General features: G+C 59.7%; 21 protein-coding genes. 16 read left to right on the top strand and 5 right to left on the bottom strand.

The window, feature by feature from the left end; all coding sequences use genetic code 11:
* Nucleotides 1–50 precede the first annotated feature (50 nt).
* From ACR6AS_RS15305 to ACR6AS_RS15285, 5 genes are all read left to right on the top strand, one after another.
* Entirely contained in the window at nt 51–539 is a 489-nt protein-coding gene (locus ACR6AS_RS15305; protein WP_233498999.1) for a (2Fe-2S)-binding protein, read from the top strand.
* On the top strand, nt 536–1528 hold the full coding sequence (locus tag ACR6AS_RS15300; protein WP_418798938.1) for an FAD binding domain-containing protein: 993 nt from the start codon (nt 536–538) through the stop codon (nt 1526–1528). Before ACR6AS_RS15305 ends, ACR6AS_RS15300 begins: the two co-directional genes overlap by 4 nt.
* Nucleotides 1525–3819: a xanthine dehydrogenase family protein molybdopterin-binding subunit gene (locus ACR6AS_RS15295; RefSeq protein ID WP_434162823.1), complete on the top strand. Its 2295-nt coding sequence runs from the start codon at nt 1525–1527 to the stop codon at nt 3817–3819. The genes ACR6AS_RS15300 and ACR6AS_RS15295 overlap by 4 nt, the downstream gene beginning before the upstream one ends.
* A gap of 94 nt (nt 3820–3913) precedes the next feature.
* Nucleotides 3914–4480, top strand: a complete 567-nt coding sequence (locus tag ACR6AS_RS15290) for a nucleotidyltransferase family protein (RefSeq protein ID WP_111140981.1) — start codon at nt 3914–3916, stop codon at nt 4478–4480.
* A complete protein-coding gene (locus ACR6AS_RS15285; protein WP_293772635.1) occupies nt 4477–5460 on the top strand; it encodes an XdhC family protein in 984 nt (327 codons plus the stop codon). Before ACR6AS_RS15290 ends, ACR6AS_RS15285 begins: the two co-directional genes overlap by 4 nt.
* Here the strand turns inward: ACR6AS_RS15285 and ACR6AS_RS15280 are convergent.
* Together ACR6AS_RS15280 and ACR6AS_RS15275 are read right to left on the bottom strand one after the other, a co-directional pair.
* Nucleotides 5449–6543 carry an ABC transporter substrate-binding protein gene (locus ACR6AS_RS15280; RefSeq protein ID WP_434163167.1) on the bottom strand — a complete coding sequence of 365 codons (1095 nt, stop codon included), beginning with the start codon at nt 6541–6543 and terminating at the stop codon, nt 5449–5451. The genes ACR6AS_RS15285 and ACR6AS_RS15280 overlap by 12 nt on opposite strands.
* A gap of 34 nt (nt 6544–6577) precedes the next feature.
* Entirely contained in the window at nt 6578–8701 is a 2124-nt protein-coding gene (locus ACR6AS_RS15275; RefSeq protein WP_434162820.1) for a TonB-dependent siderophore receptor, read from the bottom strand.
* Nucleotides 8702–9103: 402 nt separating this feature from the next.
* On the opposite strand from ACR6AS_RS15275, the gene ACR6AS_RS15270 reads away from it, so the two are divergent.
* The 5 genes from ACR6AS_RS15270 to ACR6AS_RS15250 all read left to right on the top strand — a co-directional run bounded on the left by ACR6AS_RS15270 (nt 9104) and on the right by ACR6AS_RS15250 (nt 14774).
* Nucleotides 9104–9994 carry a MurR/RpiR family transcriptional regulator gene (locus tag ACR6AS_RS15270; protein ID WP_111140978.1) on the top strand — a complete coding sequence of 297 codons (891 nt, stop codon included), beginning with the start codon at nt 9104–9106 and terminating at the stop codon, nt 9992–9994.
* 178 nt (nt 9995–10172) lie between these two features.
* Nucleotides 10173–12146, top strand: a complete 1974-nt coding sequence (locus ACR6AS_RS15265; RefSeq protein ID WP_434162818.1) for an autotransporter outer membrane beta-barrel domain-containing protein — start codon at nt 10173–10175, stop codon at nt 12144–12146.
* Nucleotides 12147–12267: 121 nt separating this feature from the next.
* Nucleotides 12268–12738, top strand: coding sequence for a GNAT family N-acetyltransferase (locus ACR6AS_RS15260; RefSeq protein ID WP_111140976.1), 471 nt, complete (start codon nt 12268–12270; stop codon nt 12736–12738).
* Between the two features lie 103 nt (nt 12739–12841).
* Nucleotides 12842–13693 carry a 23S rRNA pseudouridine(2604) synthase RluF gene (rluF, locus tag ACR6AS_RS15255; RefSeq protein ID WP_111140975.1) on the top strand — a complete coding sequence of 284 codons (852 nt, stop codon included), beginning with the start codon at nt 12842–12844 and terminating at the stop codon, nt 13691–13693.
* A 409-nt stretch (nt 13694–14102) separates the two neighbouring features.
* Nucleotides 14103–14774, top strand: coding sequence for a hypothetical protein (locus ACR6AS_RS15250; RefSeq protein WP_293772645.1), 672 nt, complete (start codon nt 14103–14105; stop codon nt 14772–14774).
* Between the two features lie 56 nt (nt 14775–14830).
* Here the strand turns inward: ACR6AS_RS15250 and ACR6AS_RS15245 are convergent, their stop codons facing one another.
* On the bottom strand, nt 14831–15682 hold the full coding sequence (locus ACR6AS_RS15245; protein WP_434162814.1) for a Vmh family MBL fold metallo-hydrolase: 852 nt from the start codon (nt 15680–15682) through the stop codon (nt 14831–14833).
* Between the two features lie 130 nt (nt 15683–15812).
* On the opposite strand from ACR6AS_RS15245, the gene ACR6AS_RS15240 reads away from it, so the two are divergent.
* The 3 genes from ACR6AS_RS15240 (at nt 15813) to ACR6AS_RS15230 (ending at nt 17898) form a co-directional block, all read left to right on the top strand.
* Complete coding sequence (locus tag ACR6AS_RS15240; protein WP_293772648.1) at nt 15813–16691, top strand: LysR family transcriptional regulator; 879 nt, start codon at nt 15813–15815, stop codon at nt 16689–16691.
* Between the two features lie 38 nt (nt 16692–16729).
* The gene (locus ACR6AS_RS15235; protein ID WP_293772650.1) at nt 16730–17149 is read left to right on the top strand and encodes a bleomycin resistance protein; all 420 of its coding nucleotides are present in this window, start codon (nt 16730–16732) and stop codon (nt 17147–17149) included.
* Nucleotides 17150–17595: 446 nt separating this feature from the next.
* Nucleotides 17596–17898 (top strand): YmdA family protein, encoded by a 303-nt coding sequence (locus ACR6AS_RS15230; RefSeq protein WP_111139560.1) that lies wholly within the window; start codon nt 17596–17598, stop codon nt 17896–17898.
* A 174-nt stretch (nt 17899–18072) separates the two neighbouring features.
* Here the strand turns inward: ACR6AS_RS15230 and gabP are convergent, their stop codons facing one another.
* On the bottom strand, nt 18073–19488 hold the full coding sequence (gabP, locus tag ACR6AS_RS15225; protein WP_111139559.1) for a GABA permease: 1416 nt from the start codon (nt 19486–19488) through the stop codon (nt 18073–18075).
* 74 nt (nt 19489–19562) lie between these two features.
* Nucleotides 19563–20849 carry a 4-aminobutyrate--2-oxoglutarate transaminase gene (gene gabT, locus ACR6AS_RS15220; protein ID WP_434162810.1) on the bottom strand — a complete coding sequence of 429 codons (1287 nt, stop codon included), beginning with the start codon at nt 20847–20849 and terminating at the stop codon, nt 19563–19565.
* A gap of 110 nt (nt 20850–20959) precedes the next feature.
* Here gabT and pdxR point away from each other — a divergent pair, with 110 nt between their 5' ends.
* The 3 genes from pdxR to ACR6AS_RS15205 all read left to right on the top strand — a co-directional run bounded on the left by pdxR (nt 20960) and on the right by ACR6AS_RS15205 (nt 24733).
* Complete coding sequence (gene pdxR / locus ACR6AS_RS15215) at nt 20960–22450, top strand: MocR-like pyridoxine biosynthesis transcription factor PdxR (RefSeq protein ID WP_293772656.1); 1491 nt, start codon at nt 20960–20962, stop codon at nt 22448–22450.
* Nucleotides 22451–22563: 113 nt separating this feature from the next.
* Nucleotides 22564–23910, top strand: coding sequence for a glycoside hydrolase family 10-like protein (locus ACR6AS_RS15210; RefSeq protein ID WP_434162807.1), 1347 nt, complete (start codon nt 22564–22566; stop codon nt 23908–23910).
* Between the two features lie 82 nt (nt 23911–23992).
* Nucleotides 23993–24733: a nitroreductase family protein gene (locus tag ACR6AS_RS15205; protein WP_111139556.1), complete on the top strand. Its 741-nt coding sequence runs from the start codon at nt 23993–23995 to the stop codon at nt 24731–24733.
* Nucleotides 24734–24780 lie beyond the last annotated feature (47 nt).

The following is a 24780-nucleotide window of genomic DNA, read 5'->3' as shown; positions in this document are numbered from 1 at the left end:
ACACACCAAAAAAATTACATCTTTTAGCCCCCAACAATGGGAAGCAGACAATGTCGGAAAAAATATCGCTAACAATGCAGGTCAATGGTCAGCCGCACCCGATGCAGGTCGATCCCCGGGTCACCTTACTTGATGCATTGCGTGAGCATCTCAACCTGACTGGCACCAAAAAAGGGTGCGATCAAGGGCAGTGCGGCGCCTGTACCGTACTGGTTAACGGCCAGCGGGTGCTGAGCTGTCTGACGCTGGCAGTCCAGGCCGAGGGTGCTGAAGTCACCAGTATTGAAGGGCTGGCCTCTGCGGAGGGAGAACTGCATCCGGTGCAGCGCTGCTTTATGGAAAACGATGCTTTCCAGTGCGGCTACTGCACACCCGGCCAGATTATGTCCGCCGTCGCCTGCATCAAAGAGGGACATGCCGGTTCGGACGATGAGATCCGTGAATATATGAGCGGCAACCTCTGCCGCTGCGGGGCCTATCCGCATATCGTGGATGCCATCAGACAGGCTGCGGCTGAAATGGCGAAGGAGTCCGTATGAATGAATTCAGCTGGAAAACCGCCCACTCGCCTGAAGAGGCGGCCACTCTGAAGCAGCAGTCAGGCAGTCAGCTGCTGGCGGGCGGTACCACGCAGCTCGATTTGATGAAGTGCGGCGTCTTTACGCCGCCGCAGCTTATCGGCATCACCGGGTTAAGCGCGCTTAAAAGCCTGCAGTTTGATGACCAGAAGATCACCGCCGGTGCGCTGGTGACCATGAGCCAGCTGGCCGATCATCCTGACTGCCAGCAGAACGCGCCAGCTATCTACGGCAGCCTCTGGCAGGCGGCGTCACCTCAGATCCGAAATATGGCGACGCTGGGCGGCAATTTACGCCAGCGCACCCGCTGTAATTACTACCGCGATCCGGCGACGTTTTCAGCCTGTAACAAACGTCAGCCTGGTTCCGGCTGCGCCGCCCTTGATGGCGTCAACAGCAATCATGCCATTCTGGGGGCCAGCAATAGCTGCATCGCTGTCTATCCTGGGGATCTGGCCGTTGCGCTGGTGGCGTTTGACGCCACTGTCGTGTTGCAGAACGCACAGGGCGACACGCGCCGGGTGGCGATGGATGATTTCTTCCTGCTGCCGGGCGACACGCCGGACCGTGAACACGATCTGCGCGACGATGAGATCATCGTTGCTATCGAAGTGCCACAGACAGATGCACTGCGCCACTCTCACTACCTCAAGGTTCGCGATCGCAGCTCCTATGAGTTTGCGGCAGCCAGCGCGGCGGCGGGCTTCACGCTGGAGAATGGCGTGATGCGTCAGGTGCACATCGCGCTGGGCGGTGTGGCGACCAAACCCTGGCGGGCCAGGTCGGTCGAGCAGGCGCTGGAGGGCCAGCCGTTCAATGAAGAGAGGGTGTTCCAGGCCGCAGAGCTGATTACGCAGGAAACGCAGGCGCTGACACATAACGCTTACAAAGTGAAACTGGCGCCGCGTGTGATTGCACGCGCGCTGATGGCAGCAGGAGAAACCGCATGAGTGACCTGAACGACACATCACGTCAGGAGTTAACGGAGCCGGCCAGCGCCGTTCAGGGGCTGGGCGCGGTGCGCTCGCGCGGTGACGGTAAAGTTAAAGTGACCGGTGAGGCGCGCTATGCGGTCGAACATCAACCGGACAATCCGCTCTATGGCGTGGTGATCCAGTCCACCGTCGCCAGCGGCCGCATCAGCCGCATGTCCACGGATAAAGCGCAGCAGGCTGCGGGCGTGGTGGCGGTTTATACCCACCTTAATCCGCTGAAGATCATCAGGCCCACCGCTATTGCGGACGGCGGCGCGGCGCAGTCAACCTACACCCCGATCCAGGACGATAAGATTATTCACAACGGCCAGAACATCGGTCTGGTGGTGGCCGAGACCTTTGAGCAGGCCACCTGGGCCGCCTCACTGGTGGAGATTGAGTATGAAACCGACTACGCGCTGATTTTCGCCACCGATGAGGGCGTTGAGCCGAAACCGGTATCGAAACAGGATATCGACATGGGCGATGCGCAGAAGGCCATGCAGCAGGCCGACGTGCGCCTCAGCGAACGCTATACCACGCCGCGTGAATACAACATGCCGATGGAGCCGCACGCCTGTGTAGCCTGCTGGCAGGATGGCCGCATGACCGTCTGGGAACCCAGCCAGTGGGTCGCCGGTGCGCAAGTGGAGATCGCTGAATGGATGGGCATTGATGTTGAAAGCGTACGGATTATCTCGCCCTACGTCGGCGGCGGATTTGGCTCCAAGCCAGTACCCTACACGCACGTCGCGCTGGCCAGCGTGGCGTCGCGCGCGCTGAATCGCCCGATCAAAGTCTCGCTGACCCGTCCACAGACCTTTACCGGTCTCGGCGGCCGTCCGGCCACCTCGCAGCAGCTGGAGCTGGGTGCTTCGCGTGACGGCAGGATTCAGGCGATTATCCAGCGCAGCTTCAGCGAAACCTCACTGATTGATGTCTTTGCCGAGAACTGCAGTAAGGTCACCGCCCGCATGTATGCGGTGGAGAACGTCTCCGCGCAGCATGAAGTCCGGCCAATCAACACGGTCACGCCGGGCTGGATGCGTGCGCCGGGCGAAAATCCGAGCGCCTTTGGTCTGGAGGTGGCGATGGATGAGATGGCCTATGCACTCGACATCGATCCGCTGGAACTGCGTCTGCGCAACTGGGCGGACAAAGATTATCAGCTCGACCTGCCGTGGAGTTCGCGACGCCTGAAAGAAGCCTACCAGAAAGGAGCTGAGGCCTTTGGCTGGGATCAGCGGATCATGGCACCGCGCTCAATGCGCGAAGGGCGTGAGCTGATTGGCTGGGGCATGGCCTCCGGCACCTATCCGGTCAACAAACTGCCAGCCGAGGCAAAAGTCATCCTGACGCCAGAGGGCAGGTTTATTGTTCAGTGTGCTGGCGCAGATATCGGCACCGGCACCTACACCATTCTGGCGCAGACCGCGGCCGACATCCTGAACGTGGCGTCGACCGCTATTGCGGTGGAGCTGGGGGATACCGCGCTGCCGCGTGCGGGGGTGGCAGGAGGGTCGCAGCTGGCGGGCAACGTAACCGCCGCCGTGGATGATACCGCCAGACGCATGCGCGACCAGTTGCTGAAGCTGGCCAGCGAACTGCCGCAGTCACCCCTTAAAGGCACGCCGGTTTCTGCGCTGACCTTAAAAGGCGACGGCGTGCAGGGTCAGGGCAGTGACCAGCGCCTTTCGTTTGTGCAACTGGCCTCCCTGGCACCGGTGGAGAGCCTGACGGTCAAAGGCGGCACCTTCCCGGAGGAGATGTCGCAGGAAGAACGCGACAAAATGGTGCGTAATCTGAACGACATGAGTCGCCCGGAGAAATTTTCTGCCCACAGCTGGAGCGCGCACTTTGTGGAAGTGCGGGTCGATGAAGATTTCGGCACTATCCGGGTAAAACGGATGGTGGCGGCGCTGGACAGCGGCCGTCTCTACAACCCTAAACTGGCGCGCAGCCAGTGGATAGGCGGCATGATCATGGGCGTCGGCCAGGCTTTAATGGAAGAGGGCATTGTCGATCCGCGCAATGGCCGGGTGATCAACAACAATCTGGCGGATTACCTGGTGCCGGTGAACGGGGACATCCCGGAGATCATCACGATTAACGTCGGCGAGCCGGACTTCGAGGCGACCACGATGGGCGGCAAACCGGTGGGTGAGCTGGGGATTGTGGGCGTGGCAGCCGCAATCAGTAATGCGGTGTTCCATGCGACCGGTAAGCGGGTGCGCGATCTGCCGATTACCCTCGACAAGCTTATCTGATCGGATGGCTGACCCGTAATGACGGATCAGCCTCAAAGGATGCGGGCGCTGACCGGAGTCTGCGCCCGTTTTTTACGCCAGCCGGAGCAAAACAGTGAAGATAGCGTTAATTGTGCTGGCCGCTGGTCTGAGCCGCCGCTTTCAGCAGCAGGCGGGCGGGCATAAGCTGCTGGCCGACCTGGACGGCAAACCGGTGCTGCAACGGACCCTGGAGCAGGCCGCCGCAAGCGGGCTGGACCTCTTTGTGGTGACACGTCCCGACGCATCGGCAATACATGCGCTCTGCAACCGGGCCAGGCTGGTCGTGTGCGACAGCGGCGGGCTGGGTGAATCCATCGCCGCAGGCGTACGTGCCAGCCGTCACTATGATGGCTGGCTGATTGCGCTGGGGGATATGCCGTTTGTGACGCCGGAAAGTTACCGCGCCGTTGGCCGTGCGCTGGCGGAGGCGTTGATAGTCAGGCCGTGGATTGAAGGCAGGCCGGGTCATCCGGTGGGCTTTCAGCGCCACTGCTATCCGACGCTGAGCACCTTACAGGGCGACGCCGGACCGCAGGCGATGGTCAGTGCCGCCGCCGTACGATTGCCCCTTCAGGATCGTGGCTGTCTGTATGACATCGATCTGCCCGCCGATCTGCACTTAATCAAGGAATTTTCATGATAACGCTGGATCAACGTGTCATTAATGCGGCACTCAGCAGTTGTCAGGCAGGCCAGACAGTCTGGCTCTGCACGGTGCTGCGCACCTATGGCTCATCGCCGCGTGCGCCCGGCACCCTGATGACGGTCAACGAGAGCGGGGAGTATTGCGGTTCGCTGTCGGGCGGCTGCATTGAAGAGGATTTTCTGGCGCAGCTGGCGGCGGGGGCCTATCGCGCCACCAGTCAGCGGGTACGCTATGGCGAAGGCGGGATCCGCCCGGACGTGCGGCTGCCGTGCGGCGGCAGCCTGGAGATTGTGATTGAGTGCCTGCCGCCTGACGACACCACGCTGGCGCTGCTCACGGCGATGCAGGCCGCGCTGCGAGGCGACCAGCCTGTGGTCAGAATCATCCGCCCCGGCGAGCGCGCGCAGTGGGAAGCGATCGCAACCGACAGGCGACTGCCCGCGCTGGATGCCAGCGAGGAGCAGCTGCTTCTGCCAGTTGGTGCGATCCCGGAACTGCTGATAGCGGGCTACTCCAGTGTGGCGCATGAGTGTATCCGGCTCGGGCAGATGCTGGGCTTTCATGTCCGGGTCTGTGAACACCGGCCGGAGAAGCTGGCGGAGCTGGAGACGCATTTCAGCGGGGCGGATAACGTGACGCTGGTTTCACAGCATCCGGCGCGCTGGCTGGAGCTGAACGGGGCGCACGCCGCGGTGGCGATTGTGGCGCTGACGCACGATCCGCGCATTGACGATCTGACGATGATGGAAGCGATCGCCACCCCCGCCTTTTACATCGGCATTATGGGTTCGGCGAAAAACAGCGAGAAACGGCGGGCGCGGCTGCAACATATTGCCGGTATGGAGAGCCGCGAACTGGACCGCATCCATGCGCCCATCGGTCTGCCTATCGGCAGCAAAACCCCGGCGGAGATTGCGCTGTCGGTCATGGCCGATATTGTCCGGGTGAAAAATGCGGCTCCGTCAGCCGCCTGATGCGGTTGGGGAGGAGGGCGGCAGCCGGTAGAGATAGCTGCCCGTTAACGGAACCGGCAGGAATTCACGGAACATCTGCCGCAGGGTCTGCTCAGGATCGACGTCAGGGAAAAGCTGCGGGTAGAGCGTGGTGGCAAAGAACTCCGTCGCCACGACGTGCCAGGGGCTCAGATAGAAGTTATGCCAGAGGGCTGCGGCGTGACCGTTTTTCAGTGCCGTCAGCTGCTTCAGCGCGTTCTGCTGACCCGTCAGCGTCAGCAGGCTTTCACGGGTCTGCGCCGGGGTGACGGCCGGGCCGAGCTTCAGCGCGCTCGTTTCACCGATGCTGCCGGTGCCGGTTGCGAAGTAGAAGTTCGGCTGCGCGGCAATCACGCTCTCCTCGCTCAGTCGGCCAAATACCCCTTTAACCTGCTGGCTGGCGATATTCTCGCCACCGGCAAAGCGCAGCAGCTCGCCCAGACTGCCGTTCACTGAGGTCACGCAGCATTCGCTGCGCCGCCCCAGATGCAGCTGCAGCAGCACGGTGGGTTTAGGGCCGTGATAGTGCGCCAGCCGGTCGCCGATGCGCTGCATATGCGTGCGATAAAACCGGTTAAAGTCAGCGGCCCGATGGGGCTGGTTGAGCATCTCACCCAGCAGCGTCATGCTGCGCTCGGTATTTTTCAGCAGCGCCACCCGCAGATCGATCTTCACCACCGGAATGCGGGCGGCGCTCAGCATCTTCTCCAGCAGGAGACTGTTTTCGCTGCCGCGCGCCAGCTGCGGCAGGATCACCAGATCGGGTTTCAGTGCAATCACCTTTTCCGGGTTCATATCGTTGACCCCGTCCAGACCCAGCGCCGGGATCTGGCTGATTTCGGGAAACTGGCGGGCAAAAATAGCCCAGGTCTGGGGATCATACTTTTTCAGATCCAGCGGCCAGCCCGCAATGTGCTGCAGCGGATTGCCCGGCGTCAGCAGCGCAACGCTGTAGAGCATCCGGCTCTCACCCAGCACAATGCGTTGCGGATGATCGGGGATCGTGACCTGGCGACCGGTGATGTCGGTCAGCGTGCGGGCGTTCACGCCTGAGGCGGTCGCCATCAGGCTGAACAGCAGCAGCGCACGACGCAGTAATTTAAAATTCAACACGGGCCTGTACCATCAGGTTGCGGGTTTCACCTTCACGGACGCGCAGATTGCCGCCGCTTGAACTGTAGTAGTGCTGGTTGAACAGGTTGTTGATGTTCAGACGCAGCTGGGTCTTTTCGCCGAACAGGCGGTTATTCCACGCCACGAAGCTGTCTGCGACAACGTAGTCAGGCAGGGTAAAGCTGTTATCCGGGTCGCCCGCCCGCGTGCCGACATAGCGTGCACCGCCCCCCAGCCGCAGCGAGCCTGGCACGCCGCTGATCTGCAGCTCATGGCTCAGGTAGAGCGCACCGGCATGACGCGGCGCATTCTGCAGGCGATTGCCGTTGTTGTCCGGGTTCACCCTGTCGCTGACGATCTCTGCCTGATCGTAGCTGTAGTTCGCGCTCAGATCCCAGCCGGGGGCGATCTCGCCATTCAGCTCCACTTCGGCTCCGGTGGAACGGGCCTTGTCGATGGGCCGCGTGCTGCCATTGATATTCAGCGACATCGCTTTCTCATCGATCCGGTAGAGCGCCAGGGTGGCGAACAGTTTCGGTGAGAGCTGCCATTTGCTGCCCACTTCCCAGCTGGTGCCCTGTTCCGGCTTGCCGACGTTGCCCTCATCATCCACATCGGTTGATGGCGTAAACGACTTGCTGACACTGGTATAGAACGACAGGTCAGGGGTAAATTTGTAGATCAGTCCGGCCTGCGGCAGAAACTTGTTGCCCTCATCGTTCAGGGTCTCCACCTGCGGATTAAAACCGCGCGAGGCGCGCTGCTCATAGTGCTGGTAACGGCCGCCCAGCACCAGGATCCAGTCAGATGAGAGCGAAATGCTGTCTTTGGCATAGAGCGAACGGCTATGAATACGGTTCAAATTATTGGCGGCGGTGCTGTTTTCCGTGCTGGCGTCCGTAATGGGGGAGAGCTGATCATACGCCGGAGAGAAGTAATTAAACTGGCGATTGACCCGGCCCTGATACTGATGGGCACGATAAGTCTGGTTCATCTCATAATCGGTGCCCACCACCAGCGCGTGTGACATCCCCAGCAGCTCCGGGTTACCCAGCAGATCCCAGCTCACATATTTCGTTTTGTGGTTAAACCCGCGATTGGCATCGGCGCGGCGCGTCACCACGCCGCTGCTGGCATTCACCGCCGTCACCCGCACCTCATTGTTGTCATAACGACGCTGGTTCCAGCCCAGCGTCAGGCGGGTGCGCCACTCGTCATTAAACTGCCACTCATAACTGGCATTCAGGGTCCTGTTGTGGCCCCAGGCGTGATTGGCTTTGTCATCCAGGCGCGATGTATAACCGAGATCGATGGGTTTGCCGTCGATAAAAGCCGTGCCGCGATCGTAAGGAATATCGTAGCGGTAATCGGCGTAGCTGATCAGGAAGCTCGCCTGCTCGCCATACCACTGCAGAGAAGGAGCGACCAGGGTGTGATCGTCGCTGCCGAAATTACGCCAGTAATCCTGATTCTGTTTTTCGGCGATCAGCCGGAAAGCGAAACCGTTGCCCAGCGGCCCGGTGACATCCAGGGAGCCTGCGCCGCCGCCCTCGCTGGCGTAACGTCCGGCAACGCTGGCGTGCCAGCTGTACTGCGGCTTTTTGCTGACCACATTAATGACACCACCCGGATTCTGAATGCCATACAGCAGAGAGGAGGAGCCTTTCAGCACCTCAACCCGTTCGGTGGTGGCATCGAAATTCAGCCCCTGACTGCTGCGGATACCATCGCGGTAGATCGAACCATCCGCATTGCTGCCGAATCCGCGCCGCACAAAGCCATCTTCTGTTCCGGCCAGAGTATTGGCCTCGGCGACGCCGCTGACAAAGCGCATCGCATCCGCCAGCGAGCTGGCCTGATAATCCTCCAGCTGCTGCTGCGTCACCACGCTGACCGACTGCGCCTCATCGAGCCGCGCCGTCGGCATTTTACTGGCGACGCTGCTCTCGCTGGCGCTGTAACGGCCATCTTCACCGGCATTCGCGGTCACTGTCATATCGGCTGAACTGTCGGTAGCGGCATGGACCTGCGGCAGAGTAAGGCTGCTGAGGATCGCCAGAGCAAGGGCGGAGTAGCGAGCCGGACAACGGATAGCTGAACTGTTTTTCATTTTTCTTTTCGTTTCTGAAGCGATTAATGCGCTGCAACACGGGCAATCTGCGATGCAGGGCGATCCTGGAGGTTGCTGCAACGGGCAGCCACGTAATCAGAGAAAGGCCGCGTCCGGGAAATCCTGGCCGGACGACAATTCTTCTCATCTGTAATTGAGAATCATTCAATCATTAGCTAATGTAGTAGTAAATAAAATTTGCGAGAAATTTGCTACATTTCAGCGTGTCCGGCTAGTGCGTAAATTCTGCTGGGGACAGCGTTTAACTTGCTAAAAGTAAGTCTTTTTAGTGAGGTAATTACACTGGGTGGCACACTAAATCCCTGTAATCCGCAGGTGAAAGCGAAAAGGCAACGACGCATTTACTACATTTTTGGCCTTAAAACCGGCAGCGGGCAGAGCATGAAACAGAACAGAGCGGTAAAAAGCAGGGTGGATGTACTGGCTGAGCGTCTGCGTGCGCGCGAGAAACAGCTCTCGCCGCGCCTGCTGGCAGTGGCCCGCTATCTCGATCAGCAGCGTGAGACGGTGCTGGAAAGCACCGCCATGGAGATCGCACAGGCGAACCACACCTCTGATGCCACGGTGATCCGCGCCATACAGGCGCTGGGTTTTAGCGGGCTGCGGGATCTCAAACAGACGCTGAAAGCCTGGTTTGGTCCGTCGCTGACCTCCGAAGATAAGATGATCACCACCGTCAGCGAGGTGACCAGCGACGTGAACAGTGCCATTGACTTTGTGCTGCAGGGCCACCGGCACGCCTGCGAGATCCTGTCGCAGCCGCAGAACCGGGGCGCGGTCGCCGATGCGGTCACCCTGCTGAGCGAAGCGCGCCAGGTCGCGATCTTCGGCATTAATGCGTCGGGCATTCTGGCCGACTACAGCGTGCGGCTGCTTAACCGGATTGGTCTGCCCGCCTTTTCCCTGAACCGTGCCGGCATTGCCCTGGCAGAGCAGATGCTGGCGTTACAGCGTGGCGACGTGCTGGTGATGATGGCGCAGCAGTCGGCACACCGGGAAGGAACGACCGTGGTACGCGAAGCAAAGCGGCTGGATATCCCGATTGTTCTGCTGACCAACGCCACCGACTCCTTTTTTGCCCGCGAGGCGAACGTGGTTATCACCGTGCCGCGCGGCGGCGAGAAGGGACGCATTCCGCTGCACGGCACGATTATGGTCTGTCTGGAGATGCTTATCCTGTCGGTGGCCTCAACGCTGCCTCAGCGCACGGTTAAGACGATGAAACGCTTGCAGGATCTCTATCGCGGCCTGAAACCCGCCGGCAAAAAGTAATGGCGCAACCCCGGCCTGTGCAGCACGCGGGGGCGGATTAACGCAAATTTTTCCGCTTTGCGAGCGCGATCGCGCCTTTTGAGCCGTCAATTTTTCAGGACGACTACGCTTACAGCGTGCTGATCCCCGTGGGCAGCGCAGACCTTTTCCTTTCCTTTTGATTTGTGCGGAGCTGCTGATGAAACCCCTTCACGCGCAATACCTTTTCTGCTGTGCCACGCTGAGCCTGCTGTCGCCGCTGCCTGCGGCGGCCTGGGACAACCTGACCGTCTTTGGCGATAGCCTCAGTGATGGCGGAAACGTCGGGCGTTATACCTATGACGGCGCAACCCATCCACTGTATGACGATATTGTGGCGCAGTCGCTGGGCGATAGCCTGCGGCCCTCGTCGCAGGGCGGACGCAACTATGCGGAAGGTGGCGCCGTGGCGGTGCCCGCGATCGATCCCCGGTTTAACACCCAGGATCAGCTCGCGAGCTACCTCGCCGCGCGTGGCGGGCGGGCCGACCCGGACGGGCTCTACATTCACTGGATTGGCGGCAACGACTTAGCGGCGGCGGCGTTATCCCCCCTGACCGCCCGGCAGATTGTGGACAACAGCGCCAGCGCCGCGGCCCTGCAGGTCAGCCAGTTGCTGAATGCCGGAGCCGGAACGGTCATTGTTCCAACGGTGCCGAACGTCGGCGCGACACCCGCACTGCTGCAGGCGATTCTGCAGGTGCTGGGGCCAGCCGCACAGCCCGCCACGGCGGCGCTGTTTCAGTCGCTGAGCACCGCCACCACAGCGGATCGTGCCGCCAGGCAACAGGCGATTGAGACGGCGCTGAGCGAGGCAGCAGGTCAGGTTTCCTCAATCCCGCTGATTCGTGATGCGATTGCGCAGCAGCTGATCGCTGCCTGGCAACTGCTCAGCCAGCAGGCCGCACTCCTCACCGATCGCTATAACCAGACGGAAGAGCAGGGACTGGTGGCCGCAGGCGGCAACATCGCCCGCGTGGATATTAACGGGCTGTTTAATGAGGTGATCGATAACCCCGGGCTGTATGGCCTCAGCAACACCGCCGGTATGGCCTGCCCGCCGGGGGTCTCTGCGAAGGACTGCACCAGCGCAACGGCGGGATTTTCTCAGGCGCAGCAGTATCTGTTTGCGGACCGCCTGCACCCCAGCCCGGCGGTTCATGCGCTGATCGCTGACTATGTCCTGTCGGTGCTGAATGCGCCGCTGCAGGTGGCGGCACTGAGTCAGGCACCCACGATGCTGGTGGGCGATGCGCACAACACGCTGGATGGCCATCTGCAGCAGCAGCGTCAGCAGTCCGCCGACGCGGGAGAGTTCACCCTGTTTGGCGGCTATGCCGGACAGCGGCGTGATTTTCACGGCAACAGCCTGCAGGATGGCGATGCCACCAGCGCCACCGGCACCGTGGGCGTGGGCTATCAGCTCAGCGATAACTGGCAGGCGGGTGCGATGCTTTCGACCACCTCTGAGCGCCAGCAACCCTCGTCGCGCTTCGATTACCGCCTGCGCGGCAACATGGTGGCGCTCTGGAGTCAGTTCAGTGACCCCGATGGCGGATGGATTAACGCGGATGTCCATTATGCCGATCTCGATTTTGACCACATCGCGCGTCAGATCCGGCTGGGACCGGCAACCCGCACCGAAAAGGGCAGCAGCAACGGCAGCCTGATGGGCATGCGGCTCCAGACCGGCTGGGATATGCCGCTGGGCCGCTACGTTTCCACCGGCCCGATGGCCAGCTATGCGCTCGACTACACCCAGGTCGATGGCTATAAAGAGACGGGGAACAGCAGCACCGCGATGCGCTTTGGCGACCAGACCCTGCATTCACAGATCGGCTCGCTGGGCTGGCGCATCGATACCAAAGCGTTACCGATCAATCCCTGGGCGCAGGTGAGTTATAACCATCAGTTCGGTGACAGCGATTCGGCCGTCACCGCCGGACTGAAATCGACCCGTACCGCCTTTACCCGCAGCAGCGCCTCCCGTGATGATAACTGGGTTGATATGGCCGTCGGCGCGAGCGTGCCGCTCGGCACGTCGGTCAATGCGTTCGCGGGCGTCTCGGCGGTGGCGGGCAACAGCGATACGCATCAGGTAAGCTGGAATGTCGGGCTGAACGCCCGTTTCTGATCGGGCTGGGCGTGGCCGTCGCCGCAGGGAGAAACCGCGACGGCGCCTGTGTCAGGCCGCTGCAGAAGCCAGCAGAACAATGTGATAACGTAGCGGTTACGTTTCCGGGCCGGAGAGCAGCATGATTGTCAGACAGGCGTCACCCGAAGAGGCATACCGTTTATGGAATATCCGCAATCTGGCCATCCGTCATGGCTGTGAGCAGGTCTATCCCGCAGATGTGATCGCCGCCTGGACGCCGGACAGGATGCCGGCCAGCTTTCCTGCCATGATCCGCGAGAACCCATTTTTTGTAATCGACGGCCCGGATGGGGACCCGGTCTCCACCGGCGCGCTCGATCTTGCCGCCGCCAGCGTAGAGGCGATTTTCACCCGGCCGGACTGCACCGGGCAGGGGATGGCGGGGCTGATCCTCAACGCCATCAAAGCGGAGGCGCGGCAGCGTGGCTATCAGCAGCTGACGCTGGCGTCGACGCCGAACGCGGTCAGTTTTTATCAGCGGCACGGCTTCCGGGCGCTGGGTGAAAGTCTCTATCCTTCTAAGCTGGCGGGCAGCGATTTACGCTGTATGGAAATGGCGATTACGCTGTGAATGTCTGCGATCATCCGGCGGGCCTGGCCGGGCAAAAGTTTCCCGTGCAAAGACTTCGCAAGCCCCCGCCGGTAAGGTATAGTCCGCGTTTTTTGGAGGAATCATGCTGACTGGCTCATCAACTCGTCTCAACAAATACATCAGCGAGAGCGGCATCTGCTCCCGTCGCGACGCCGATCGTTTCATCGAGCAGGGCAACGTTTTCATTAACGGCAAACGCGCTACTGTGGGCGCGCAGGTGTTTGCAGGCGACGTGGTGAAGGTTAACGGTCAGCTTATCGAACCGCGCGACGAAGACGATCTGGTGCTGATTGCCCTGAATAAGCCGGTGGGGATCATCACGACGATGGAAGAGGGTGAACGCGATAATATCAGCGATTTCGTCAACCACAGCAAACGCGTCTTCCCGATTGGCCGGCTCGATAAAGATTCGCAGGGCCTGATTTTCCTCACCAACCACGGCGATCTGGTTAATAAGATCCTGCGGGCGGGAAACAACCACGAAAAAGAGTATGTGGTCACGGTCGACAAACCGATCACCGATGAGTTTATCGCCGGGATGGGCGCGGGCGTGCCGATGCTGGGGACGGTCACCAAAAAGTGTAAGGTAAAAAAGGAAGCGCCGTTTGTCTTCCGCATCACCCTGGTGCAGGGGCTGAACCGGCAGATTCGCCGCATGTGTAAGCATTTTGGCTATGAAGTGACGAAGCTGGAACGCACCCGCATCATGAACGTCAATCTCAAGGGATTGCCGCTGGGGGAGTGGCGCGATCTGACCGACGATGAACTGATTGAGCTGTTTAAACTGCTGGAAAACTCCTCGTCAGAAGATAAACCCGCGAAGAAAGCGAAAGCCCCGGCCAGGAAGCCACAGAAAAGTGCTGCGAAACCGGACACCAGCGGCGCTTCCCGCAAGCGTTTTGCTCAGCCCGGACGAAAGAAAAAAGGACGTTAATCCTGACCGGACGCAGAGGCGAAATGGGTGCTCTGCGTCACTGCCACCGCATCGCACTCTTTCTGACTGCTGCGTCCTGACCTGCAAAACCCGTTGCCGTCCACCTTCCATCTGTTCTGTTTTTTACAGGCACCTTACCCGACGGCAGGTTCGCAGGGAGCGGCAGTGCTTCTGATCAGGCTGAAAAGCGCAGAATAGTTTGAATTCATCGGTGAGCGCGGCGCCCGGCTCTGACCAGGCTGGCAGGACATGCCAATGCGAATGCGCCAGCCTGCCCGTTCATTTCCCCATCATGCCATGCCCCAGACATCCTCTGGCAGAGGATGCCTCCCCACATTCAGAACAACGACACTTTTCACCCCGATCAGGGCGTGGCAGGATAAGCGCAATCTATCAAGGAGTGTGCCTGATGTTACTGAAAGGTATGAACGATCCGCTGCTGAAAGCGTATCAGCATCCCAAATCACGGTTGATGATCAGCCGTTTCAGGGGGCTGGCGGGGGATCGACGACTCAGTGACTGGCAGGCGTTCACCATTCTGGTCACCGGCTTCACCAATTACTGGTATGTTCAGACCGGACACTACCGCATCAACGTCACGCTGACCAAAACCCGCCAGTTCGACTTTCTGCAGGACTTTCTGCATTTCACGGTCACGCTGGATGGGTTGCTCGGCGATGAGCACTTCCGCAGCCCGGACTTTGTCCTGCCGCATTACGACGTGCCCTATGAATTCTGCCGCTGGCGCAACAAGCGTGGCTATGACGCGCTGACCACCTATGTCAGTAAACAGGGGGTGAAGTCGCATAAAGGGATATTCGTCGCGGCGGAGGGCGCCTCCCCGGAGGAGAAGGTAATGAAATGGGAGGGCGTGGTGAACGTCTATGACAAAGCCTTTTTCAGTATGACCAACTTTAACACCACGCAGGCATTCCTGATCAAAGACATCACGAAGGCGATTCAGGAGGGATTACTGAAGAACCTGAGTTTCTACCGCGATCTCTATGATTATATTTTCCCGACGCCCGCTGAGGCCCGGCTACAGGCGCGTGACGACAGGCGCTCCCTGGCAAAACGGTAGCGCCTGCTGTATGTCAGGTGCGGCTCAGCGTCGCAGCCGCGTCACAGATCCCGCGCCTACCATTTCATCTCGCCGGTATTCACTTTCGCGCTGAGTTCCAGCGATCCCGGTTCGGCCAGGTCTGGCCAGGCCTGCGTCATCTCAGCAATCACCGCATCAGACTTTTTGTGCCGGGACAGCGCCTTCTCAAAACTCTGCAGGTAGCTGAGCGTGAAATCGACCGCCTGCGAGCCGGCAGGGCGCGCACCCAGATAGTGACCCGGAATCACATTCCTGGCCTTCAGCCCCTGCATCTCGGTCAGGACATGCCGCCACGCTGCGCGACTCTCCGCGCTCTGCGTGTCCGCCGTCCAGACGTGAATGCCGGAGGAGAGCGCCGTGCCGCCCAGAATCGTGCTCACCGAAGGGATCCAGATATAGGCGGCGTACTGGTCAGGATGACGCAGTTCCAGCACTTCACCATCGATGCTGAAGCGGGTCTGATGCGTCACATCGGGCAGGAAGAGTTTATCCGGCGCGCCCTCTTTCATCTGCGGGCCCCAGTATTTCAGCTTGGCGTCGTGGGTCTGCCGGATGTGCTTCACGATGGCGGGTGGGGCCACCACCTTCACATCCGGCCAGGCTTTCATGATTGGCTGCAGGCCAAAGTAGAAGTCAGGATCGCCAGAGGTAATCACAATCTCCTTAAGCTTTTTATTGCTCTTCTTGATCATCTCCACCAGCTTCTCGCCATCCTGGATGCTGAACTGGGCATCGAACAGAATCGCTTCGGTGGGCCCGGAAACCAGCGTGGAGGAGACGGGGAAGATCGCGTTCGTCTGGGGGTTATAGGTTTCCAGCTGCAGCGTGGCTGCACCGGCGGCAGAGGAAGCCAGCATCAGCATGGCAGGGTAGATCAGCGTTTTCATCGTAACTCCTCAGAGGGTAGCCCGGGTAACGGGCGCTTTAGCATGTCGGTGGCGCTATTTTACGTATCTGGCGATCTGTTAGAATTCCCGCAATCAGAGATGCTGAGTTTCATCATTCGGGCAGGTGAGAGTGGACAGAGTGACGGCGGCCGCCGTATTTAACCGCATATGTGAACTGGGCAGCCTGAGTGCAGCCTCGCGTGCGCTCGGGATTTCCCGGCCGATGGTGAGCCGCTATCTGGAAGAGATGGAAAAGTGGGCCGGCACCCGCCTGCTGCACCGTTCGTCGCGCCGGCTGACCCTGACGCCCGCCGGGGAAACGATCCTGCAAAAGACCCGGCAACTGGCTGTGATCTCTGAGGCGATCGAGCAGGAAACGACCCAGGCGATCCCGGCGGGCACGCTGCGCATCGCCTGCGCCCACTTTACCGCGCTGCATCTTGTCGGCCCGGCGATCCCCGATTTCCTCGCCCGCTATCCGGCGCTGCGTATTGAGCTGGACATCAACAATCAGCCGGTCAGCCTGATCGGTGAGCGAATCGACCTCGCTATCCGCATCACCGATGCACCCGAGCCGGGCGCGATTGCCCGCAAACTCGGCGAGTGCTGCTCCGTACTCTGCGCTTCACCGGACTATCTGCAAAAGCACGGCACGCCGCAGACGCCTGGCGATCTCGCCGAACATAACTGTCTTTACTACAGTCGCTTTGCCGGACAGCGCTGGCACTTTACGACAGCAGCCGGGGAAAATAGGGCGGTCGCCGTCAGGGGAAATTTCAGCGCGGGCATCTCGTCGCTGTTGTGTGAGGCGGCGATTGCGCATTGCGGCATTGCAATGGTGCCGGAGCAGGAGGCGCATCAGGCGCTGGCGGCCGGAAAACTGGTCAGGCTGTTGCCGGACTATGAGCCGCAGCGCATCGGCATCTGGGGGCTCTATCTGTCGCGCGAGCATCAGTCTGCCGCGCTGCGGCTGATGCTGGATGAACTGCAAACCCGACTCCGCGACTGAACAGCGTCGCAGAACTTCATGAAAAAAGGACGCTTTTTATGACAACCGAACAGGAACAGGACTGGAACCCGATGGTGCCGGAACTCACCGTCACAGACTTTGCCACGTCGTTCCGTTTCTATACGGAAATTCTGGGTTTTGAGGCGAGGATCGTCCGTCAGCAGCCCGATTTTGCTTACCTCTGTTACGGGCGGGCGCAGCTGATGATTGAGGCGTGGCACCCGCAGGGCTGGAATACCGCCGCACTGAGCTGGCCGCTGGGCCGGGGCGTCAATTTCCAGATCGAAGTGGATGATATCGAAGCGGTGCTGCGGCGTCTGGCGCAGCACGAGGTCGCGCTCTACCGTGCATTACGTGATAACCACTACGACATCGGCGGGACCACCGCCTGTCAGCGGGAGTTTCTGGTTCAGGACCCGGATGGTTATCTGTTGCGTTTCAGTCAGTTTCTGGAATAACCGGTAATCCTGTCCGGAACGATTCAAGATAGTCCACGATAAAAAACAGAAAGCCCTGCTTGCTGAATAACGCTGCCGCATTCAAAACCCTGACCGTAAAGACGCCGGTGTTCTGATGTGAAAAAGATCATTTTAAACTGCTGATATTCTGCGTTCGCGCCGTGCTGAATCAGCAGACAGGACCTGTTTACCTTAAAACCTGATGTTATCCGTAGCCATCCGAATGCCTTATTTAGCTTCGATAATCTGATTTTTGCAGAAAGTTAAGGGTCTGGTGGGCTAATTGAATTAGCTGTTACGTTAACGGGTGATGCGGCAATGAAAGTTGCGGGATGAGCAGATTTTAAAAACCTATAGCCTGAAGTTTACGAATAATAATTAATTACGTGCTTAACTTTTTATTGCGTGGGCCGATAAAGGGAAACACCACCTTTGGAGGACACGCTATGAAATTACGCTTCTCACTTTGCCTCTCTGCACTACTGGTCACGCTGGTCGGGCCCGTCAGCGCAGGCTCGCAGACAGGCACCCTCATCTTTAGCGGCGCTATCACAAATGGCTCCTGCGATATGAACCTCACTCAGAATCCGGTGGAATTAAACTGCTACGATCCGGCGAGTGGTAAAGCCATCGTTAAAACTGCTGACCTGATGAAGCCAGAAACGGTGACCGGCTTACCAATTGAAATAAAGATGCGCTGGATTAATCCTGAGAAAAATAAGGGAATTATTGAAGTCACCTATCTTTAAATCGACTTCCTGAGTTTTACCTCTTTACCAGATGCATTACGGACCATGCTTAAGCGAACGGCAGGAGAATACCTTTTACTGCGGGATGGCCACAGGCATTTTGTGCCTGACAGAAAAATGCCCGCCTTATCAGGGGCGGGCACGGTTTTAATCGTCATCGGCAATCTGACGGCATCAGGAGGGATCAGACGATCGCTGAGCAAAATATCTGGTCGCCGGACGCTTCTCTTTTTTACGCCGCAGCACCAGGCTGGTGGCGATAATCAGCAGAGTCAGTCCGCCGGTAGCCAGCAATTCGGCCTGATGACGGGCATCAAACAGCATGATCACCAGTACCGCAGAGATGAACAGGATAGTGAACCACGTCAGACCGGGGAATAACCACATCCGGTAACCCAGCACTTCACCCGCTTTCTCGCGTTTCTTACGCAGCACCAGATGCGAAACGGCGATCACCAGATAGACCAGCAGGGCAATCGCTCCCGATGTCGCCAGCAGGAACTCAAACACGACGCTGGGCGCCACGTAGTTGGCGATCACGGCCAGAAACGCGGCGGCCGTTGAGAGCAGCACTGCAACCCAGGGTGTGCCGCTGCGGTTGGTGCGGGAGGCGGCGGCGGGCGCATCTTTACGGCGCGAGAGAGAGTAGAGCATGCGTGATGAGGTGTAGAGCGCCGAGTTAAGGCAGCTGCACACCGCCATCAGCACCACCAGATCGACAATCAGTCGGGCGTGCGGAATATTCATCGCTTGCAACACCGTCTGCCATGAACCCTGTTCAACCAGCCCCGGCGTGTTCCATGGCACCAGCGCGACGACAAAGAAAATCGACAGCAGATAGAACAGGGCAATACGCCAGATAACTGAGTTGGTGGCCTGGGTAATCTGTTTGCCCGGATTTTTCGACTCAGCGGCAGCGATGGTCACGATCTCCGTGCCCATAAAGGAGAACATGGTGGTGAGAATCGCCGCCACGACCGCGCCCATCCCATTCGGCATAAAGCCATGCGTGTCATAGAGGTGCGACAGGCCACTGGTGTTGCTGTCGGGCAGCAGGCCGAAAACGGCCGCACCCGCCACCGCCAGGAACAGAATAATGGCGACCACCTTGATCAGGGCAAACCAGAACTCAAATTCACCATAATTTTTCACGCTCAGCAGATTCGTGATGGTCAGCAGCAGCGTAATCGCGAAGGTGTACTGCCAGATAGCCACTTCAGGGAACCAGGCGTGCAGGATCGTTCCGGCCGCATTGGCTTCCAGCGGGATCACCAGCACCCAGAACCACCAGTAGAGCCAGCCGATGGTGAAGCCGGCCCAGCGGCCCAGCGCCTTGTCCGCATAGGTTGAGAAGGAGCCCGAATCGGGGGAGGCGACGGCCATTTCGGCCAGCATCCGCATAATCAGCACCACCAGCGCACCGGCAGCGGCATAGGAGATCAGCACTGCGGGACCGGCTTCCGAAATAGCGTGGCCGGAACCGACAAACAGCCCGGCACCAATCACGCCAGCGATCGAGAGCATACGAACGTGGCGGGGTTTCAGGTTTTGAGCCAGCGAATCTTCATTCGCACTCTGAGTCATCGTCATGTAAACGTCTCCTGGCGACGTCCGGCCCAGGGGCCGGACGAACGGGGATGAACTTGCGTTAACGCACAGTGGAATCAGGCCGGGATGACGGGATGTCCGGCTGAGGCAACACAGTGATTGATCACTGAAGAGAGAATGGTCAGCGCCTGGCTGAACTGGGCATCCGGGATGGTCAGCGGATAGAGGAAACGGATGACGTTACCTTTAGCGCCGCAGGTCAGCAGCAGCAGGCCCTGTTCCATCGCCATTTTCTGAACCGCCTGGGCGGTGCTGGCCTGATAGAACTCCATCGCCACCATCGATCCCAGCGCACGCACTTCGGCAATGTCCGGGTGTCTGCGCTGCTGCGCCTGCAACTCCGCTTCCAGCCGGGCGCCAAGATCCACAGCACGCTGACAGAGCTGCTCCTCTTCGATCACATCCAGCACCGCATGGGCGGAGGCAATGGCCAGCGGGTTACCGGCGTAGGTGCCACCCAGACCACCCGGCGCAGGGGCGTCCATCACCTCTGCACGTCCGGCGATGGCGGAGAGCGGCATCCCGCCGGCCAGGCTTTTCGCCATAGTGATGATATCGGCCTTCACGGGATAGTGTTCCATCGCGAACAGCTTACCGGTACGGGCAAAGCCGCTCTGCACTTCATCCGCAATCAGCAGGATGCCGTGCCGGTCAGCCAGCTCACGCAGCTGCACCATGAACTCCACCGGTGCAGCATGGAAACCGCCTTCGCCCTGAACCGGCTCCAGCACAATCGCCGCCACATCATGCGGGGCGATATCCTGGGTGAAAATTTCATCGAGGCTGGTCAGTGCCGCTTCGATGCTGATCCCCTGAACCGCACTTGGATAACGCGCATGGAAGACAGAAGGCGGCATCGGACCGAAGTCGCGTTTATAAGGGGCCACTTTGCCGGTCATCGCCATGGTCATAAAGGTACGACCGTGAAACGCATTTCCGAAGGTGATGATGCCGTGACGGCGGGTATAGGCCCGCGCTACTTTAACGGCGTTCTCAACTGCTTCCGCACCGGTAGTGAAGAAAGCTGTTTTCGCCGCACCGGCGATGGGCACACGCTGGTTAATCCGCTCGGCCAGTGCGATGTAGCTTTCATAAGGCGTAATCTGGAAGGCGGTATGGGTAAACTTTGTTAACTGATCCGCAATAGCCTGTTCAATGCGTGGATGGCGATGGCCGGTGTTCAGCACGGCAATGCCTCCCGCGAAGTCGATCCAGCTGTTCCCAGCCTGATCCCATAAGGTGGCGTTTTCTGCCCGGGCAACGTACCAGTCGCACAGCGTACCGATGCCTTTAGGGAGAGCCTGTGCTTTGCGCTGCTGCATCAGGTTATTTTTTTCGCTCATTTCATCCACCTCGTTGAGTTGCGTATTTACAATTCCCGACAAACACGTTTATTTATGCCTGAGGCGAGGTGAGTTGCCAGAGCCAATTGTCAGAGGAAAGGTGGAGCCAATTGCGACTCTTGTACGCAGATCATCTATTAGCACGGTTACAGTTTTTAAGAACAGGCTCACTGCATCAGCGGCTGCTGAACTGTATGCAGGCCGCGATCGCGGAAGAGGTCTTTCCGCGCGGGAGCCGTTTGCCGGCAACGCGCGATCTGGCACGCGAACTGGGCGTGTCGCGAAACACGGTGATGCACGTCTATGAAAGTCTGATGGCGCAGGGGTATGTCACCGCGCGCACCGGCAGTGGCACCTGGATCGCCGAGACGCTGCCGGAAACCTCTTTGCAGAGTGAGGCGGTGGCCGACCTGCAGGCGGTCAGAGCACAGCGTCCGGCCACGCTGTCGAAACGCGGCGCCTCGCTGCTCGGTCATGCCAACGCCTCCCCCTGGCAGTGGGGGGCGTTTGTGCCCGGTGCGCCGGACGTGACCGAATTTCCTCATAAACTCTTTAGTCAGATTCAGGCGCGGTTAAATCGTGAGCCTGACGTGCATCGGCTGGTCTACAGCAGCGGCGGAGGCTGTCCCGATCTGCGGCATGCGCTGGTCGATTACCTGCGGGTCGCCCGTTCGGTGCGGGCCGATGCGGACCAGATCCTGATCACCGAAGGCGTTCACCAGGCCGTTGATCTGGTTACGCGGGTGCTCTGTGACCCTGGCGATCGGGTCTGGATGGAGGAGCCGGGCTACTGGGGCACCCGTAACCTGCTGCGTATGAATGGCCTGAAGATTCGGGCTATGCCGGTCGATGAGCAGGGGCTGGTGCCGGACAGCGGCCCGGCACCGAAAATGGTCTTCGTCACGCCCTCGCACCAGTATCCGCTGGGCGTGCATCTGAGCCTGGCCCGCCGCCAGGCGTTGATCGCCCTGGCGCGTCGTCATCAGAGCTGGATTGTTGAGGATGATTATGACAGTGAATTTCGTTTTTCCGGGCAACCGCACCCCTCGCTGCAGGGGCTGGAAGCGGATGCGCCGGTGATTTACATGGGCACCTTCAGTAAAACGCTCTATCCCGCGCTGCGGATTGGCTATCTGGTGGTGCCTAAATCGCTGGCCCAGCCGCTGCGACTCGCCGCCGCAGAACTCTATCGCGGTGGACATCTGCTGATCCAGCGGGCGCTGGCGGAGTTTATCCGTCTGGGCCATTACATGGAGCATATCCGAAGGATGCGGCTGCTCTATCGCCAGCGGCGACAGTTCCTCTGCAGGCTGATTGAGCGCTACCTGGGACCCGCGTTTCTGCCCACCTTTAATCATGAGGCAGGGCTGCATCTGGTGATGCCGCTGCCGCCGGGCAGTGACGATGTGGCTATCGCCGCCGAGGCGCTGAAACGCGGGGTCAAAGTGCGGCCACTTTCGCAATATTATATGCATCCTCAGGAGACGCGCGGGCTGCTGCTGGGGTACGCCTGCGTCAATGAGCGCCAGTGTCAGGATGCCTTCGGCACGCTGAAAGCCTGCCTGGCGTCGGCCGGGATCTCATTCACGCCGCAGGGGTAACGGCGTTTCAGCCGGGGCGGTTTCGGGGCCATCCTTGAGCTAACGCATTGACATTTAATCAGAGTCACCGAGAATAGCCCTCTTTGCGTGCCGACCAGAGAATACTGGAGTCTATGATCGCCCCTAATCCCTTTTCTGCAGCGGCCAGAACCGCCGTGAAGCGAAGCGCCGTGCTGGCTGCGGCGCTGTTGCTGGCGAGTTGCGCATCTGAGCCGCCGCGCTCGCTGGTCACCCCGTTTCCCCCCGTCAGCAAACAGCCCCTGCCTGCGCCGGGTCAGCCCGTTCAGCCACATGCTCAGGAACCGATGCGGGGGGTCTGGCTGGCGACGGTGTCGCGGCTTGACTGGCCACCCGTCGCCTCGGTCAACGGCACCTCTCCGGCTCAGCGTATCCGCCTGCAGCAGCAGTCGCTGATTGAGAAGCTGGATAAGCTGAAAAGCCTGGGAATTAACACCGTATTCTTCCAGGTAAAGCCGGATGCCACCGCGCTCTGGCCCTCAAAAATTCTGCCCTGGTCCGATATGCTGACCGGACAGATTGGTCAGGACCCGGGATATGATCCGTTGCAGTTTATGCTGGACGAGGCGCACAAACGCGGCATCAAAGTCCACGCCTGGTTCAACCCTTACCGGGTCTCGGTTAACACCAAACCCTCAACCGTCAGCGAACTCAACCGCACGCTGTCGCTGCATCCAGCCAGCGTTTTTGTCCTGCACCGGGACTGGATCCGTACCGCAGGCGACCGCTACGTGCTCGACCCCGGCATTCCCGAGGTACGCGACTGGATCACCAGCATCGTGGCGGAGGTGGTCGCCCGTTATCCCGTCGACGGTGTGCAGTTCGATGACTACTTCTATGCGGAATCTGCCGGTTCGCTGCTCAACGATAACACGACGTTTGCCCGCTACGGTCAGGGGTTTGCCAGCAAAGCGGACTGGCGGCGCAACAACACTCAGCAGCTGATCGAGCAGGTTTCACGCACCGTCCGGCAGCTGAAGCCGGGCGTGGAATTTGGCGTCAGCCCGGCGGGCGTCTGGCGCAATCTGTCACACGACCCTGCCGGATCCGACACGCGCGGGGCGGCGGCCTACGATGAAGCCTTTGCAGATACCCGCCGCTGGGTGCAGCAGGGCCTGCTGGATTACATCGCGCCTCAGCTTTACTGGCCTTTTTCCCGTCAGGCCGCCCGTTACGACGTGCTGGCGAACTGGTGGGCAGAGGTGGTGAAACCGACCCACACCCGACTCTATATCGGCCTGGCCCTCTATAAAGTGGGGGAGCCTTCGAAGATGGAGCCCGACTGGACGCGTCAGGGCGGGGTGCCGGAACTGAAAAAGCAGCTCGATCTCAACGAATCGAATCCCAATATCAGCGGCACGATCCTGTTCAGAGAGAACTATCTGAATCAGCCACAGACGCAGCAGGCAGTGGAATATCTGAAAAGTCGCTGGGGTAACTGAATATGGCACACCCGCATGACCAGTGCGGTTAAGTTTTTCACGGTGACTTACTGCTATTCTTGCGCTTTAAATGGGAGGAACCATGAGCGATCTGATTGATATTTTTACAAGTCATAAAAGTGAACGCAGTTTTACCGATCAGCCGGTCGACGAGGCTGTGCTGGATCGGATTATCAGCACCGCTTACCGCGCGCCAACATCCGTAAACTCGCAGCAGGTTTCGGTCGTCATCACCCGTGATGCCGGACGCCGTGCCGAGATCGCCGCCATTGCGGGTGGCCAGCCGTGGATCGCCAAAGCCCCGATCTTCATTACCTTCGTGCTGGATATGCACAAATCGGCGGTCGCGATCGAGGCGGTTGACCAGCAGCAGATCGCCCATCAGAGCATCGAGAGCATCGTATCGGGCGCAACAGACATCGGTATCGCGCTGGGATCGGTCATGGCGGCCGCGCGGGCAGAGGGTCTGGGCATCGTACCGATTGGCGGGATCCGCCGCGACCCGCAGGCGATGATTTCACTGCTGGAGCTGCCGCCGCTGACCTTCCCGGTCGCAGGTGTGGTGATCGGACATGTGGATGAGCCGGCGCATCAGAAACCGCGCTTACCGCTGGCGACCTTCCGCCATGATGAGACCTACCGGACGCAGGGCCTGGAACAGCAGATCGCTGCCTATAACGAAGAGATGGTTCAGCACTGGAAAAACATCGGTCGCAGCGACGGTGAAAGCTGGAGCGACAGCGTCAGCGGCTACTACAAGCACATCTACTTCCCGGATGTTCTGCCTGCACTGCTGAAGCAGGGTTTCGGCACCGATAAGTAATCCCGACGCCAGGGATTCATCCCTGAAGGGCCATCCGGACAGCGTGC

The sequence above is a fragment of the Pantoea phosphatilytica genome (assembly GCF_051025615.1).
In the GTDB taxonomy this organism is placed as follows: domain Bacteria; phylum Pseudomonadota; class Gammaproteobacteria; order Enterobacterales; family Enterobacteriaceae; genus Pantoea.
The sequence above is the reverse complement of the archived record's forward strand: the minus strand, read 5'-3'. Positions and strand labels throughout refer to the sequence as shown.

Bases quoted from the DNA above. Each gene is read 5' to 3' on its own strand.
- ACR6AS_RS15260 (WP_111140976.1), top strand. From the start codon at position 12,268: ATGATTGTCAGACAGGCGTCACCCGAAGAGGCATACCGTTTATGGAAT.
- ACR6AS_RS15270 (WP_111140978.1), top strand. From the start codon at position 9,104: ATGAAACAGAACAGAGCGGTAAAAAGCAGGGTGGATGTACTGGCTGAG.
- ACR6AS_RS15280 (WP_434163167.1), bottom strand. From the start codon at position 6,543: ATGGCGACCGCCTCAGGCGTGAACGCCCGCACGCTGACCGACATCACC.
- rluF (WP_111140975.1), top strand. From the start codon at position 12,842: ATGCTGACTGGCTCATCAACTCGTCTCAACAAATACATCAGCGAGAGC.
- ACR6AS_RS15250 (WP_293772645.1), top strand. From the start codon at position 14,103: ATGTTACTGAAAGGTATGAACGATCCGCTGCTGAAAGCGTATCAGCAT.
- ACR6AS_RS15265 (WP_434162818.1), top strand. From the start codon at position 10,173: ATGAAACCCCTTCACGCGCAATACCTTTTCTGCTGTGCCACGCTGAGC.
- ACR6AS_RS15235 (WP_293772650.1), top strand. From the start codon at position 16,730: ATGACAACCGAACAGGAACAGGACTGGAACCCGATGGTGCCGGAACTC.
- gabP (WP_111139559.1), bottom strand. From the start codon at position 19,488: ATGACGATGACTCAGAGTGCGAATGAAGATTCGCTGGCTCAAAACCTG.
- ACR6AS_RS15285 (WP_293772635.1), top strand. From the start codon at position 4,477: ATGATAACGCTGGATCAACGTGTCATTAATGCGGCACTCAGCAGTTGT.
- ACR6AS_RS15300 (WP_418798938.1), top strand. From the start codon at position 536: ATGAATGAATTCAGCTGGAAAACCGCCCACTCGCCTGAAGAGGCGGCC.
- ACR6AS_RS15305 (WP_233498999.1), top strand. From the start codon at position 51: ATGTCGGAAAAAATATCGCTAACAATGCAGGTCAATGGTCAGCCGCAC.
- gabT (WP_434162810.1), bottom strand. From the start codon at position 20,849: ATGAGCGAAAAAAATAACCTGATGCAGCAGCGCAAAGCACAGGCTCTC.
- ACR6AS_RS15210 (WP_434162807.1), top strand. From the start codon at position 22,564: ATGATCGCCCCTAATCCCTTTTCTGCAGCGGCCAGAACCGCCGTGAAG.
- ACR6AS_RS15205 (WP_111139556.1), top strand. From the start codon at position 23,993: ATGAGCGATCTGATTGATATTTTTACAAGTCATAAAAGTGAACGCAGT.
- ACR6AS_RS15245 (WP_434162814.1), bottom strand. From the start codon at position 15,682: ATGAAAACGCTGATCTACCCTGCCATGCTGATGCTGGCTTCCTCTGCC.
- ACR6AS_RS15275 (WP_434162820.1), bottom strand. From the start codon at position 8,701: ATGAAAAACAGTTCAGCTATCCGTTGTCCGGCTCGCTACTCCGCCCTT.
- ACR6AS_RS15230 (WP_111139560.1), top strand. From the start codon at position 17,596: ATGAAATTACGCTTCTCACTTTGCCTCTCTGCACTACTGGTCACGCTG.
- ACR6AS_RS15295 (WP_434162823.1), top strand. From the start codon at position 1,525: ATGAGTGACCTGAACGACACATCACGTCAGGAGTTAACGGAGCCGGCC.